The following is a 13,427-nucleotide window of genomic DNA, read 5'->3' on the forward strand; positions in this document are numbered from 1 at the left end:
GGCCCCTCAGATCGCCAGTTCGGCCAGGATGCGGTCGGCCTCGGCCCGGCAGGGGCTGAGCGTGCTGCGGTCCTCGCCGGGGAAGAAGCGGGCGCGGACGGACGTGGGCATCGGGTTCGGGGTAGCAATGACCACGCGCGGCCCGAGCCGCTGGTTTTCCGCCTGCCAGCTGCGGGCAAAGGCAATCTGCGCGGCCTTGGTGGCCCCGTAGGCGCCGAAGAACGGCTGGCCCGCGCGGGGATCGTCGAAGAACAGGGCGGTGCCGTTGCGCGCGCGCAGCAGCGGGTCCATCAGCACCGACAGCCCATGCGTCGCGGTGATGTTCAGCGCGACCGAGCGGTCCATGTCCTTGGGATCGACATGGGGCGCGGGCGCCAGCGGCGCGGCATGGACCGCCGCATGGGCCCACAGGTCGCAGCCGCCCCAGCGGTCCAGCACCGCCTGGACAAGCTGGATCATCGCGGCGGGTTGCGTGATGTCCATCGGCGCCAGAGTGGCCGCGCCGCCGACGGCTCGGATACGGTCGTCCAGCTCCTCCAGCGCGCCGGTCGTGCGGGCGACCGCGACGACGTGATAGCCGCGCGCGCCCAGGCGCTCGGACAGGGCCGCGCCGAGCCCGCGGGAGGCGCCGGTCACGATGGCAAGTTTCTGGTCTGTGTCGCTCATGCCCAGCCCCTTGCCACTGCCCGCGCGCCGCCGCAAGCGGTGAATGGACGCAGGCCCCGCCCTACACGTTCAGCAGCAGGTGCTCACGCTCCCAGGGCGAGATCACCTGCAGGAACTCCTTGTATTCGTTGCGCTTGACAGCCTCGTAGACGGCGACGAACTCGGCCCCCAGCACCTCGCGCATGGGCTGCGAGGCCACCATCTCGTCCAGGGCGTCGCCCAGGTTCGTGGGCAATTCGTCGTCGGACATGTAGGCGTCACCCAGGCATTCCGCGCGCGGGTTCGCCCCTTGCACCAGCCCGAGGTATCCCGTCGCCAGCGAGGCCGCGATCCCCAGATAGGGGTTGCAGTCCATCCCCGCCAGCCGGTTTTCCACCCGCCGTCCGTCTGCCCCCGAAATCGGGACCCGCAGCCCGGTGGTGCGGTTGTCGCGGCCCCATTCCAGGTTGATGGGCGCCGCGAAGTCCGGGACATAGCGGCGATAGCTGTTGACGTAGGGCGCGAGCAGGGCGATCGCGGCGGGCAGATGGTTCTGCATTCCGGCGATGAAATGCAGGAACTCGGGCGTCTCGCGGCCCTTCTCGTCCGAGAAGATGTTGCGGCCAGTCTGCGCGTCCACGACCGAGTGGTGGATGTGCATGGCCGAGCCCGGCTCGCCCTCGATGGGCTTGGCCATGAAGGTGGCGAAGCAATCGTGGCGCAGCGCAGCCTCGCGGATCAGGCGCTTGAAGAAGAAGATCTCGTCCGCCAGCCGCACCGGATCGCCGTGGGCGAGGTTGATCTCCACCTGTCCCGCGCCGCCTTCCTGCAGGATGCCGTCGATCTCGAAGCCCTGCGCCTCGGCGAAGTCGTAGATGTCGTCGATGACCTTGCCGTATTCGTCCACCGCCGACAGCGAATAGGCCTGCTTGGCCGCGGCACGGCGGCCCGACCGGCCCATGGGCGGCTGGATCGGCTGGTTGGGGTCGATGTTGCGGGCGACCAGGAAGAACTCCATTTCGGGCGCGACGATGGGACGCCAGCCCCGTTCGGCGTAAAGCCCGACGATGTGCTTGAGGACATTGCGCGGCGCGACCGGCACGGGGCGTCCCTGCTGGTCGAAGACGTCGTGGATCACCTGCAAGGTCACATCGGCTGTCCAGGGCGCGGCCGAGACCGTCGAGAAATCGGGGACCAGGATCATGTCCGGCTCGGTAAAGGCGCCGGCCGGGTTGTCGGCCCATTCCCCCGTGATCGTCTGCAGGAAGATCGAGTTCGGCAGGTAGAAGCTTTCCTGCCGCGCGAACTTGGACGCGGGCATCGCCTTGCCGCGCGCGACGCCCGCCATGTCGGGGACGATGCACTCGACCTCGTCCAGACGGCGGCCCTCGATGTAGTTGCGGGCAGATTGCGGGATTTTCGTCAGCCAGTCTGACATGGAAACTTTCCGCCGGGGCTTCCGGCTTTCTCTGTATCGGGCGCCGGTCGGACCGGCCGCCGCCTGGGTCAGAGAACGGCTTCGGCCGTTCCCCTGGGGTTTTTGAAGAAGGCCTCGATGCTGTCGGCCAAGGCCGAGGAATCGGCGCTGCCGCGCCGGGCGCGCGCCTGGTCCAGCAGCTCGCCGGGAACCGCGCCGCCGCGATGCTCGATCAGGCCGTCGATAAAGCCGTCGCGGAACTCGGGGTGGGGCTGCACGGTGAAGGCGCGGTGGTCATAGACAAGCGCCGCGGCCTGGCAGAACTCGTTGGTGCCGGCGATGGCTGCGGCGGGGGGCAGGTCCACCACCTGATCCTGGTGCCAGGCGTTCAGCACCATGGGCTTGCCGCCGATCACATAGTCATGCGCGCCGACGCGCCAGCCTTCGGGATGCTTGACCACGCGCCCGCCCATCGCCTGGGCGATGATCTGGTGGCCGAAGCAGACGCCCACCATCGGCACCTCGGCGGCAAAGGCCGCGCGGATGAAATCCTCAAGCGGCGGGATGAAGGCATGGTCCTCGTAGACGCCGTGGCGCGATCCGGTGATCAGCCAGCCGTCAGCGGCGTGGACGCTTTCGGGAAACTCCATCGCCTCGACATGGTAGCGGGCGAAGGTGAAGCCGCGGCCGGCCAGGAGCCGCTCGAACATGTCGTCGTAATCGCCGTGCTCGGCGCGCGTGACGTCGGGCGACTGGCCGCATTTCAGGATGCCGATGCGCATCGGAACTCTCGCAGGTGGTGGTGGGGCCAAGGTAGGCGCGGGGGCGGGGCGGCCGCAAGGGGGCCGGAACGCCATGCCAGTCCCCGCGTTGCCTCACACGACAGTCGTGCTGGAAGCGGGCGGCACGCTTGGCTAGGGTGCCTGAAATGGCATCAGGAAAGGGACGGCGATGAATGGACTTGGCCCAGGTGGACGCAGCGCGGTCGATCCCGACGGGTTGATGGAGTTCTCGGTTGTCTTCACCGACCGCAGCCTCAACCACATGTCGAAGAAGTTCCAGGCGGTCATGCGCGACATCTCGGACATGGCCCGCGAGGTCTACGGGGCCGAGGGCGTGGCACTGGTCCCGGGGGGCGGCACCTATGCGATGGAGTCGGTCGCCCGCCAGTTCGCCCGCGATGCAGACGCGCTGATCGTGCGGAACGGCTGGTTCAGCTTCCGCTGGACCCAGATCCACGACGCGGCCCAGTTCGAGGCGGCCGCCGAGGTGCAGCCCGCGCGCCCCGAGGGCAATGCCCCGCGTCCCGCCTATGCGCCCCCGCCGATCGAGGACGTGGTGGCCGAGATCGCCCGCACGCGTCCCGGCGTTGTCTTCGCGCCGCATGTGGAAACCTCGGCCGGGCTGATCCTGCCCGACGACTACATCGCCGCGCTGGCGCAGGCAGTGCACGAGGTCGGCGGGCTGATGGTGCTGGACTGCATCGCCTCGGGGGCGATCTGGGTGGACATGAAGGCACTGGGCGTGGACGTCCTGATCTCGGCCCCGCAGAAGGGGTGGAGCGCCTCGCCCGCCGCCGGGCTGGTGATGTTCTCGGCCCGCGGGCTGGAACGGCTGGAGCAGACGAACAGCGACAGCTTCGCGCTGGACCTAAAGAAGTGGCGCGCGATCATGAAGGCCTACGAGGACGGCGGCCACGCCTATCACGCCACCATGCCGACCGACGCGCTAGTCACGCTGCGCGACGCCATGGTGGAAACGCGCGAGATGGGGTTCGAGGCCGCGCGTGCGGCGCAGTGGGACCTCGGCCGCAGGGTCCGCGCGGCGCTGGCCGAGCGCGGCTTCCGTTCGGTCGCGGCGGACGGTTTTGCCGCGCCGGGGGTGGTCGTCAGCTACACGGACGATCCCGACATCCGCAACGGCCGCAAGTTCGCGCAAAAGGGGATGCAGATCGCGGCGGGCGTGCCCCTGCAGGTGGGCGAGGGGGCCGAGTTCTCGACCTTCCGACTGGGCCTGTTCGGCCTCGACAAGCTCAAGGACGTGGATGGCACCGTGGGACGCTTCACCCGCGTGCTGGACGAGGTGCTGGCGGGCTGAAGCTCAAGGGCCCGGTCCTTCCGCTGCCAGCAACACACATGGAAACGCCGGGGCCGCGATGGCCCCGGCGCTGTGCAGGGATGGGTCGGGATCAGTCGAGGCTGACGTTGGCCTCGACCACGACCGGTTCCCACTTGGTCATCTCGGCCTTGACGTGCTCGGCCAGTTCCTCGGGACCCGAGGCCACGATCTCGGCCGAGAACTCGGCCATGCGCGCAACCACGGCCGGGTCGGCCATCGCGGTCTTGGCGGCGCTTGCCAGGGTCTCGACCACCTCGGGCGGGGTGCCGGCCGGGGCAAAGAGCGCGTTCCAGCTGTAGGTCTCGTAGCCGGGCAGCGTTTCCGCGATGGCGGGAACGTCCGGGAAGGAGGGCGCGCGCTCGGCCGTCGTCACGCCCAGCGCCTTGAGCTTGCCGCTGGAAATGTGGCTGGACGCCGAGGGCAGGTTGTCGAAGATCACCGGCACCTGGTTGCCCAGCACGTCCGTCAGCGCAGGGCCCGAGCCCTTGTAGGGGATATGGGTGATGTCCACGCCCGCCATCGACTTGAACAGTTCGCCCGACAGGTGCAGCGGCGTGCCGTTGCCCGACGAGGCATAGGCCAGCGGTTCCGTCTTCGCCAGGTCGATCAGTTCCTGCACGGTGTTGACCGGCAGCGCGGGGTTCACGGCCAGCACGTTCGGCACCAGCACCAGCAGCGACACGGGGGCGAAGTCGGTCACCGGGTCATAGGGCTTCTGCTTGAGGATCAGCGGGTTCAGCGCGTGGGTGGCCACGGTTCCCATCAGGATCGTGTAGCCGTCGGCATCCGCCTTGGCGACCTGCTGGGCGCCCAGCGAACCGCCCGCGCCGCCGACGTTCTGCACGACGATCTGCTGGCCGAGCTCCTGGCTCATGCGGTCGGCGACGATGCGGCCCACCACGTCGGTCGAGCCGCCCGCGGCAAAGGGGATCACCAGCGTTATCGCGCGGTCGGGGAAGTCTTGCGCCGCGGCGGCGCCCGCCAGCCCGAAGGCCAAGGCCGTGCCCATCAGGGCGCGGCGGGTCAGGGTCAGGGTCATGTCATTCTCCCGTTGGAACTTGCAGGGGTACGCGAGGGCCGGGGCGCAGGGCGGCGCGCCCCGGACCAGGGATCAGCCTTCGCTTTCGGTGAAAACCTCGTCGCGCTGCTTGCGGATCTGGGGCAGGAAGACCAGCACCAGCACGATCAGCGACACGACCAGAAGCCCGGCGCTGATGGGACGGGTCACGAAGGTCGTGGGATCGCCCCGCGACAGGATCATGGCGCGGCGCAGGTTTTCTTCCAGCAGCGGGCCAAGGACGAAGCCCAGCAGCAGGGGCGCCGGCTCGAACCGCAGCTTGGACATGATGTAGCCCAGAAGGCCGAAGAAGGCGACGGCGAACAGGTCATAAGGGTTGCCGTTGACCGAATAGACCCCGATCGAGGACATCGCCATGATGATCGGGAACAGCACGTAATAGGGCACGGTCAGCAGTTTCACCCAAAGCCCGATCAGCGGCAGGTTCAGCACCACCAGCATCAGGTTGCCGATCCACATCGAGGCGATGATGCCCCAGAAAAGCTGCGGCTGGTCGGTGACGACGCTGGGGCCGGGAACGATGCCCTGGATGATCATCGCGCCGATCATCAGTGCCATCACCGGGTTGGCCGGGATACCGAGTGTCAGCAGCGGGATGAAGCTCGTCTGCGCGCCCGCGTTGTTGGCACTTTCGGGACCTGCAACGCCCGCCAGCGCGCCCTTGCCGAATTCCTCCGGCGTCTTCGACAGCTTCTTTTCCATCGTGTAGGAGGCGAAGGACGCCAGGATCGCGCCGCCTCCCGGCAGAATGCCCAGGACCGAGCCGATGCCCGTGCCGCGCAGGATCGGGCCGGCCATCTGGCGGAACTCGTCGCGCGAGGGGAACAGGCGGTTGATGTTCTTCGTCATCACCTCGCGTTCGTGTTCGTCTTCCAGGTTGCGCAGGATCTCGGCGAAGCCGAAGACGCCGATGGCCACCGCGACGAAGTTCAGGCCGTCCGCGAACTGGGTGATCCCCATCGTGAAGCGGGGGGTGCCGGTGTAGATGTCGGTGCCGACGATGCCCAGGAGAAGCCCCAGCACGACCATCGCCAGTGCCTTCAGGACCGAGCCATGCGCCAGCGCCACCGACATGACGAGGCCCAGCACCATCAGGCTGAAATACTCGGCCGCGCCGAATTGCAGGGCGACGGCGGTCAGCGGCGGGGCAAACAGCGCGACCAGGAAGGTCGCCACGCTGCCCGCGAAGAAGGACCCGATCGCCGCGGTGGCCAGCGCCGTGCCCGCGCGGCCCTTGCGGGCCATCTGGTAGCCGTCGATGGCGGTGACGGCCGACGAGCTTTCGCCCGGCATGTTGATCAGGATGGCGGTGGTCGAGCCGCCGTACTGCGCGCCGTAGTAGATGCCCGCCAGCATGATCAGCGAACTGACCGGTTCCAGCTGGAAGGTGATCGGCAGCAGCATGGCAATGGTCGCCGTGGCGCCGATGCCCGGCAGCACGCCGATCAGCGTGCCGAGAATGACGCCGATCAGGCAGAAGCCGAGGTTCGCGATCGAGGAGGCGACCGAGAAGCCCATGGCGAGGTTGGAAAGAAGATCCATTGGCAGGCCCTCAGAACGGAAGCCAGGGGCCGAAGCGCCGGAAGGGCAGCCCCAGGCCATAGCTGAAGATCAGCGTGGACAGCACCGTCACCGCGACGGCGAGGATCAGGGCGTGCAGCGGCCGCATCTTCACCGAGGCCTGCGAGGCGATCAGCGTGGTGATGAACAGCGCGGGCACGAAGCCCAGGCCCCGCACCGTCAGGCCGAAGAAGATCGGCGCGGGCAGGATGAACAGGATGCCCCGCCAGGCGATGGGGGTGCCCGGCTCGCCTTCGCGGCCGAAGGACTGCAGCGTGACCAGCAGCCCCAGAAGGAACAGCAGCCCCGACAGGATCATCGGGAAATAGCCCGGCCCCATGCGCAGCGACGTGCCGATTTCCAGTCCGATCGTCTGCCAGCCGAAGAAGGCCGCGACCGCCATCAGGCCCAGGCCGGCGATCAGGTCCGTGTCGTCTCTTGGTCTCGTGGACATGGTGCCTCCCCGCCCGCATGCCGACAACAAACCCGCCGCCCAGGAGGGGGGCGGCGGGCGCATGGATCAGTTCGCCGCGGTTTCCGCCAGCAGCTTGGACCAGCGTTCGATCTCGGATTTGAAGCGCTCGTCCATAGCCGCAGGCGTTGCCAGATCGGCTGCGACCGGCGTGGTGCCCAGCGTCGCGAGACGGTCGATCACCTCCTGATCGGCAAGGGCCTTCTGCAGAGCGCCAGACAACCGGTTGCGCACATCCTCGGGGGTGCCCGCCGGCGCCCAGATGGCGTGCCAGGCCGAAAGGTTGAAGCCCTCCAGGCCGCTTTCCGCCAGTGTCGGGGTGTCGGGCAACAGCGCGATCCGTTCCGGCGTCGTGACAGCGTAAGGCTTGATCTCGCCTGCCTTGATCTGGTTGGCCGTGTTGGTCGTCTGGTCGCACATCAGGTCGAGCTGGCCACCCAGAAGATCGGTCATGGCCGGGCCGGTGCCCTTGTAGGGAACGACGGTGAATTCGATCCCGGCCGCCTCGGCCAGCTGCCGCCCGCAAAGGTCGGAAACCGAGCCGACGCCCGCAGTTCCAAAGGTGGCGCCGGTTCCCTCGCCCTTGAGCCAGCCGAGAAGGCCAGCAACATCGGCCGCCTCCAGATCCTTGCGGCTGACCAGGGTCATCGGCACGTCCGTCACCAGGCCGACCGAGGAAAAGGCCGTGTCGGTATCATAGGGAAGGTCGGGATAAAGAGCGCCGAAGGTCGACACGCCCACGTGATACAGAAGCAGCGTATAGCCGTCGGGCTCGGCCTTGGCGACGCGCGCCGCTCCCAGCGATCCTCCCGCGCCGCCCATGTTCTCGATCAGCACCTGCTGGCCGAACTCGGCGCCCATCTTGTCGGCGATCAGCCGGGCGACCGTGTCGCTCGGCCCGCCTGCGGCGGCAGGCACGACGATGGTGATGTTTCGGCTCGGATAGTCCTGTGCCATGGCCGCGCCTGCCATGAGGGGCAGGATCCCCAGAATTACTGTAGCCTTGAACGTCCTCATCAATCTCTCCTCCATGTTGATGATTGTCGTCTTGCCGAGGTCAGCGCAGGATGCTTCTCCCTGCGTATTCCCCTGTCGCACCCAGCATCTCCTCGATGCGGATCAGCTGGTTGTATTTCGCCAGCCGGTCCGAACGCGCGAGGCTGCCCGTCTTGATCTGGCCGCAGTTCGTGGCCACGGCGAGGTCGGCGATGGTCGCATCTTCGGTCTCGCCCGAGCGGTGCGACATGACCGAGGTGTAGCCCGCGCGGTCGGCCATCATCACCGCGTCCAGCGTTTCGGACAGCGTGCCGATCTGGTTCACCTTCACCAACAGCGAGTTGCCGCAGCCCTGGGCAATCCCTTCCGCCAGCCGCGCGGGGTTCGTCACGAACAGGTCGTCGCCCACAAGCTGGACCGAGGCGCCCAGCTTTTCCGTCAGCAGGCGCCAGCCGTCCCAGTCGTCCTCGGCGCAGCCGTCCTCGATCGACAGGATCGGGTAGTCGGCGCAGAGGGCTGCGAGATAGTCCACGTTCTCGGCCGAGGTGAAGGACTTGCCCTCTCCGACCATCTCGTAACGGCCGTTCTTGAAGTATTCGGTCGAGGCGCAGTCGAGCGCCAGCATGATGTCGTCACCGGGCTTGTAGCCGGCCTTCTCGATCGACCGCAGGACGAAGTCGAGGGCGTCGCGGGTGGACGACAGGTTCGGGGCGAAGCCGCCCTCGTCGCCGACGCCGGTCGCCAGACCAGCGGCCGACAGTTCTTTCTTCAGCGTGTGGAAGACTTCCGAGCCCATGCGGACGGCCTCGCGGATGTTCTCCGCCGACACCGGCATGATCATGAATTCCTGGATGTCGATCGGGTTGTCGGCGTGCTCGCCCCCGTTGATGATGTTCATCATCGGGACCGGCAGGATGCGCGCGCCCGTCCCGCCGACATAGCGGTAAAGCGGCTGCGAGGTTGCCTCGGCGGCAGCCTTGGCCACGGCGAGGCTGACACCCAGGATCGCGTTCGCGCCCAGGCGGCCCTTGTTGGGAGTGCCGTCCAGTTCGATCATCATCATGTCGATGGCGCGCTGCTCGGTCGCGTCCTCGCCGATCAGGGCCTCGGACAGCTCGCCGTTGACCGAGGCCACGGCCTCCAGCACGCCTTTGCCCAGATAGCGCGACTTGTCGCCGTCGCGCTTTTCGACCGCCTCATGCGCGCCGGTCGAGGCCCCCGAAGGAACGGCGGCGCGGCCCATCGTGCCGTCTTCGAGCGTCACATCGACCTCGACGGTCGGGTTGCCGCGGCTGTCGAGGATTTCGCGCGCGAAGATGTCGATGATGGCGGTCATGGGATATCCTTCCGCCCCAAGGGCGTGACGCGGATGCTGTTGGTGGTGCCAGGCACGCCGAACGGAAAGCCGCAGACCACGACGATGCTGTCCCGCTCGTCGCCGATGCCCAGGCGCCGGACCGCCTCTTCGGCCATGATCGGAACCGTGTCATGATCCGTCACTTCCCTGTCGATCAGCGAACGGATGCCCCAGACCAGCGACATGCGGCGTGCGACCGCAGGATCGGCGGTCAGCAGCACCGTCGGGCGGGGCGCCCGATACGAGGCGATGCGCCGCCCCGAGGCCCCCGTGGAAGAAAAGGCGACGATGGCCGACGTGTCGAGCGAGCCGGCCAGATCGACGGCCGCTTCGGCGATGGCGCGGTTCGCGGTATCGGCGCGCGGTGCCGTCGCGGTCAGCGAGGCGGCATAGAAGGGATGCGCCTCGGTCCGACGGATGATGCGGTCCATCATGGCCACCGCCTCGGCCGGGAACTGGCCCGAGGCGGTTTCCGCCGACAGCATCACGGCGTCGGCCCCGTCATAGACCGCGGTGGCGACGTCCGACGCCTCGGCACGGGTCGGCGTCGGCGTGGTGATCATCGACTCCAGCATCTGCGTGGCGACGATCACCGGCCGATCGAGCTGGCGGCAGAGGCGGATGATCTCCTTCTGCCGGCCCGGCACGTCCTCGGGCGGGATTTCCACGCCCAAGTCGCCGCGTGCGATCATGATCGCGTCGGCCTCCGCGACGATTTCGGCCAAGCTGTCCAGGGCCGAGGGCTTCTCGATCTTGGCGACCAGCCCGGCGCGGCCCTGGATCAGGGACTTGGCTAAGGCCAGATCCTCGGGCCGCTGGACAAAGGACAGTGCGACCCAATCAACGCCGAGCGACAGGCCGAATTCCAGATCGGCGCGGTCCTTTTCGGTCAGCGCCGGCAGGTCCACCACCGTGTCGGGCAGGTTCACGCCCTTGCGGTCGAGAAGGCGGCCGCCGGCAACCACCCGCGCGGTAATGGTCTTGGCATCATGCGTCATCGCCTCTAGCCGGATCCGGCCGTCGTCGATCAGCAGTTGGTGGCCGGGGCGGATGGCCGCGAAGATTTCCGGGTGCGGCAGGGGAATGTCGCCCGTGCCAAGGGTCAGGGTCAGGGTCTCACCCGGCGCGACCTCGCGCGGGCCACCCGGCAACTGGCCGATGCGGATCTTGGGTCCCTGCAGGTCCTGCAGGATGCCGATGGGTTGGCCGAACTCGGCCTCCAGTGCGCGGATGGCCGCATAGGACTGCCGGTGATCGTCGTGGCTGCCATGGCTGAAGTTCAACCGGAAGGTGTCGGCGCCTGCCAGAAACAGGCGGCGCAACATCTCGGGGCTGCGGCTCGCCGGCCCGACAGTCGCCAGGATCTTGGCGCGGCGCGGGCGCAGCGCGGAAGGTGATTGGCTGTTCATGTGATATAGACCGCCCTGAAGTCGTTGACATTGGTCAGGGTCGGGCCGGTCTTGACCAGATCGCCGATCCTGTCGAACAGGCTGTAGCTGTCATGCGCGGCCAGCACGGCGCGAGGGTCCAGCCCGGCGGCGCGGGCGCGGGCCAGGGTATTGGGGGCGATGATCGCGCCCGCCGCGTCCTCGGTGCCGTCGATGCCGTCCGTGTCGCCCGACAATGCGTGGATGCCCTCGTGCCCATCCAGCGCCACCGCGAGCGACAGCAGGAATTCCGTGTTCCGCCCGCCCCGGCCCGGCTTGGCGGGGCCGATGGTGACGGTGGTTTCGCCCCCGGACAGCAGCACCGCCGGACCTTTGACAGGTGCGCCATGCACTGCGGCGCTGCGGGCGATGCCGGCCATCACCAGGCCGGCGCCAGCGGCCTCGCCCTCGATCGCATCGCCCAGGATCAACGGCGTTATCCCCTCGGCCCTTGCCAGCTGCGCCGCCGCTTCGAGCGCCATCAGCGGGGTCGAGATCAGCCGATAATCCGCGTCGAACCACGGCAGCGGCTCGGGCGTCTGCATGAGAAGGCGCCGCGCTGCTTCGGGCAGGTCGGGGCCAAGCATACGGACGGCATTGGACAGATCCGCCCCCGCATCCGGGTCATGGACCGTCGGCCCCGAGGCAATCGCCAGCGGATCGTCGCCCGGCACGTCGGAAATCGCCAAGGTCACCACCCGCGCCGGCGCCGCGGCCAGGGCCAGCCGCCCGCCCTTGACCGCGGACAGCCGCCGCCGCACCCGGTTCATCACCCCGATCGGCGCGCCCGAGGCCAGCAGCAGCCGGTTGACCCGGATCTTGTCCTCCAGCGTCAGCCCCGGCGCCGGCGCCGTCATCAGCGCCGAGCCGCCGCCCGAGATCAGCACCAGCACCAGGTCGTCGGGACCAAGGCCCCGGGCCGCCTGGAGGATGCGCTGCGCCGCCTCGGCCCCGGCCTGATCGGGGACTGGATGCGCGGCCTCGATCACCTCAATCCGCCGCGTCGGCACCGCATGGCCGTAGCGGGTGACCACCAGACCCGACAGATCGACGCCGGGCCAGGCCTGCTCGACCGCGCGGGCCATGGCGGCGGCGGACTTGCCCGCCCCCACCACGACGACCCGCCCGCGCGGCAGGTCCGGCAGATGGCGCGCAACCGTTGTCGCCGGATCGGCGCTGTCCACCGCCGCGCGGAACAGGCGCAGCAGAAGGTCGTGGGGGTCGCGCGCCATCACCTCACCTCAGATGTTTGCGCCGCGGATCGCGTCGCAGACCGCGTCGGTAACCTGCTGCGTCGTCGCCGTGCCGCCCACGTCCGGGGTCATGACGCCATCGGCGCAGACCTGCTCGACCGCGGTCATCAGGCGCTTGGCGGCATCCGCCTCGCCGAGGTGCTCCAGCATCTGCGCGGCGGTCCAGAAGGTCGCCACCGGGTTGGCGATGCCCTTGCCGGTGATGTCGAAAGCCGAGCCGTGGATCGGCTCGAACATCGACGGGAAGCGGCGCTCCGGGTCGATGTTGCCGGTCGGTGCCACGCCCAAGGATCCCGCCAAGGCGCCCGCGAGGTCGGACAGGATGTCGGCATGCAGGTTGGTGGCGACGATCGTGTCCAGGCTCTGCGGGTTCTTGACCATGCGCACGGTCATGGCGTCGACCAGCATCTTGTCCCAGGTCACGTCGGGGAACTCCTTCGACACCTCGGCCGCAATCTCGTCCCACATCACCATGCCGAAGCGCTGCGCATTCGACTTGGTGACCACGGTCAGCAGCTTGCGCGGACGCGACTGCGCCAGCCTGAAGGCGAAGCGCATGATCCGGGTGACGCCGACGCGGGTGAAGATGGCGACCTCGGTCCCTACCTCCTCGGGCAGGCCCTTGTGGGCGCGCCCGCCGTGGCCGGAATATTCCCCTTCCGAGTTCTCGCGCACGATCACCCAGTCGAGGTCGCCCGAGCCGACATCCGCCAGCGGCGACTGGATGCCGGGCAGGATCTTGGTGGGCCGGACGTTGGCATACTGGTCGAAGCCCTGGCAAATCGGCAGGCGCAGGCCCCACAGGGTGATGTGGTCCGGCACATCCGGGGCACCCACCGCGCCGAAGAAGATGGCGTCGAAGTCCTTCAGCTGCGCCGGCCCGTCCTCGGGCATCATGACGCCGTTCTTCTTGTAGTAGTCCGAGCCCCAGTCGAACTGGGTCACGTCGAGCCGGAAGCTGCCGTCGCGCCTGGACAGCGCCTCGAGGGCCTGCAATCCGGCGGCGATGACTTCCGGGCCGATGCCGTCTGCGGGAATGGCGGCGATGCGGTAGGTGCGGGTTTCCGTGGTCATGTCCGAGGTTCTCTGTGCGATGGTCATGGG

12 protein-coding genes are annotated in these 13,427 nt (G+C 68.3%); 1 reads left to right on the forward strand and 11 read right to left on the reverse strand.

Annotated features, from left to right (window positions below; all coding sequences use genetic code 11):
- Positions 1 to 6 precede the first annotated feature (6 nt).
- From ACFFII_RS11045 to ACFFII_RS11055, 3 genes are all read right to left on the reverse strand, one after another.
- A complete protein-coding gene (locus tag ACFFII_RS11045; protein ID WP_377698936.1) occupies positions 7 to 666 on the reverse strand; it encodes an SDR family NAD(P)-dependent oxidoreductase in 660 nt (219 codons plus the stop codon).
- 61 nt (positions 667 to 727) lie between these two features.
- On the reverse strand, positions 728 to 2,083 hold the full coding sequence (locus ACFFII_RS11050) for a glutamine synthetase family protein (RefSeq protein ID WP_377698937.1): 1,356 nt from the start codon (positions 2,081 to 2,083) through the stop codon (positions 728 to 730).
- Positions 2,084 to 2,151: 68 nt separating this feature from the next.
- Positions 2,152 to 2,844: a type 1 glutamine amidotransferase gene (locus ACFFII_RS11055; RefSeq protein ID WP_377698938.1), complete on the reverse strand. Its 693-nt coding sequence runs from the start codon at positions 2,842 to 2,844 to the stop codon at positions 2,152 to 2,154.
- A 169-nt stretch (positions 2,845 to 3,013) separates the two neighbouring features.
- Between ACFFII_RS11055 and ACFFII_RS11060 the strand changes: the two genes are divergently transcribed.
- Positions 3,014 to 4,159, forward strand: coding sequence for an aminotransferase class V-fold PLP-dependent enzyme (locus ACFFII_RS11060; RefSeq protein WP_377698939.1), 1,146 nt, complete (start codon positions 3,014 to 3,016; stop codon positions 4,157 to 4,159).
- Between the two features lie 91 nt (positions 4,160 to 4,250).
- Here the strand turns inward: ACFFII_RS11060 and ACFFII_RS11065 are convergent, their stop codons facing one another.
- The 8 genes from ACFFII_RS11065 to ACFFII_RS11100 all read right to left on the reverse strand — a co-directional run bounded on the left by ACFFII_RS11065 (position 4,251) and on the right by ACFFII_RS11100 (position 13,424).
- The gene (locus ACFFII_RS11065; protein WP_377698940.1) at positions 4,251 to 5,219 is read right to left on the reverse strand and encodes a Bug family tripartite tricarboxylate transporter substrate binding protein; all 969 of its coding nucleotides are present in this window, start codon (positions 5,217 to 5,219) and stop codon (positions 4,251 to 4,253) included.
- Positions 5,220 to 5,291: 72 nt separating this feature from the next.
- Entirely contained in the window at positions 5,292 to 6,800 is a 1,509-nt protein-coding gene (locus ACFFII_RS11070) for a tripartite tricarboxylate transporter permease (protein WP_377698941.1), read from the reverse strand.
- Between the two features lie 10 nt (positions 6,801 to 6,810).
- Positions 6,811 to 7,272, reverse strand: coding sequence for a tripartite tricarboxylate transporter TctB family protein (locus tag ACFFII_RS11075; protein WP_377698942.1), 462 nt, complete (start codon positions 7,270 to 7,272; stop codon positions 6,811 to 6,813).
- Between the two features lie 66 nt (positions 7,273 to 7,338).
- Complete coding sequence (locus ACFFII_RS11080) at positions 7,339 to 8,307, reverse strand: tripartite tricarboxylate transporter substrate-binding protein (protein WP_377698943.1); 969 nt, start codon at positions 8,305 to 8,307, stop codon at positions 7,339 to 7,341.
- 40 nt (positions 8,308 to 8,347) lie between these two features.
- Positions 8,348 to 9,622, reverse strand: a complete 1,275-nt coding sequence (gene eno, locus ACFFII_RS11085) for a phosphopyruvate hydratase (protein WP_377698944.1) — start codon at positions 9,620 to 9,622, stop codon at positions 8,348 to 8,350.
- Positions 9,619 to 11,052, reverse strand: a complete 1,434-nt coding sequence (gene pyk, locus ACFFII_RS11090) for a pyruvate kinase (protein ID WP_377698945.1) — start codon at positions 11,050 to 11,052, stop codon at positions 9,619 to 9,621. The genes eno and pyk overlap by 4 nt, the downstream gene beginning before the upstream one ends.
- On the reverse strand, positions 11,049 to 12,302 hold the full coding sequence (locus tag ACFFII_RS11095; protein WP_377698946.1) for a glycerate kinase type-2 family protein: 1,254 nt from the start codon (positions 12,300 to 12,302) through the stop codon (positions 11,049 to 11,051). The genes pyk and ACFFII_RS11095 overlap by 4 nt, the downstream gene beginning before the upstream one ends.
- Before the next feature lie 9 nt (positions 12,303 to 12,311).
- Positions 12,312 to 13,424: a tartrate dehydrogenase gene (locus ACFFII_RS11100; protein WP_377698947.1), complete on the reverse strand. Its 1,113-nt coding sequence runs from the start codon at positions 13,422 to 13,424 to the stop codon at positions 12,312 to 12,314.
- Positions 13,425 to 13,427: the final 3 nt, after the last annotated feature.

The sequence above is a fragment of the Paracoccus niistensis genome, assembly GCF_042432925.1.
Taxonomy (GTDB): Bacteria; Pseudomonadota; Alphaproteobacteria; order Rhodobacterales; family Rhodobacteraceae; genus Paracoccus; species Paracoccus niistensis.

Bases quoted from the DNA above. Each gene is read 5' to 3' on its own strand.
- ACFFII_RS11075 (WP_377698942.1), bottom strand. From the start codon at position 7,272: ATGTCCACGAGACCAAGAGACGACACGGACCTGATCGCCGGCCTGGGC.
- ACFFII_RS11095 (WP_377698946.1), bottom strand. From the start codon at position 12,302: ATGGCGCGCGACCCCCACGACCTTCTGCTGCGCCTGTTCCGCGCGGCG.
- ACFFII_RS11050 (WP_377698937.1), bottom strand. From the start codon at position 2,083: ATGTCAGACTGGCTGACGAAAATCCCGCAATCTGCCCGCAACTACATC.
- ACFFII_RS11060 (WP_377698939.1), top strand. From the start codon at position 3,014: ATGAATGGACTTGGCCCAGGTGGACGCAGCGCGGTCGATCCCGACGGG.
- ACFFII_RS11100 (WP_377698947.1), bottom strand. From the start codon at position 13,424: ATGACCATCGCACAGAGAACCTCGGACATGACCACGGAAACCCGCACC.
- pyk (WP_377698945.1), bottom strand. From the start codon at position 11,052: ATGAACAGCCAATCACCTTCCGCGCTGCGCCCGCGCCGCGCCAAGATC.
- ACFFII_RS11055 (WP_377698938.1), bottom strand. From the start codon at position 2,844: ATGCGCATCGGCATCCTGAAATGCGGCCAGTCGCCCGACGTCACGCGC.
- ACFFII_RS11045 (WP_377698936.1), bottom strand. From the start codon at position 666: ATGAGCGACACAGACCAGAAACTTGCCATCGTGACCGGCGCCTCCCGC.
- ACFFII_RS11070 (WP_377698941.1), bottom strand. From the start codon at position 6,800: ATGGATCTTCTTTCCAACCTCGCCATGGGCTTCTCGGTCGCCTCCTCG.
- ACFFII_RS11080 (WP_377698943.1), bottom strand. From the start codon at position 8,307: ATGAGGACGTTCAAGGCTACAGTAATTCTGGGGATCCTGCCCCTCATG.
- ACFFII_RS11065 (WP_377698940.1), bottom strand. From the start codon at position 5,219: ATGACCCTGACCCTGACCCGCCGCGCCCTGATGGGCACGGCCTTGGCC.
- eno (WP_377698944.1), bottom strand. From the start codon at position 9,622: ATGACCGCCATCATCGACATCTTCGCGCGCGAAATCCTCGACAGCCGC.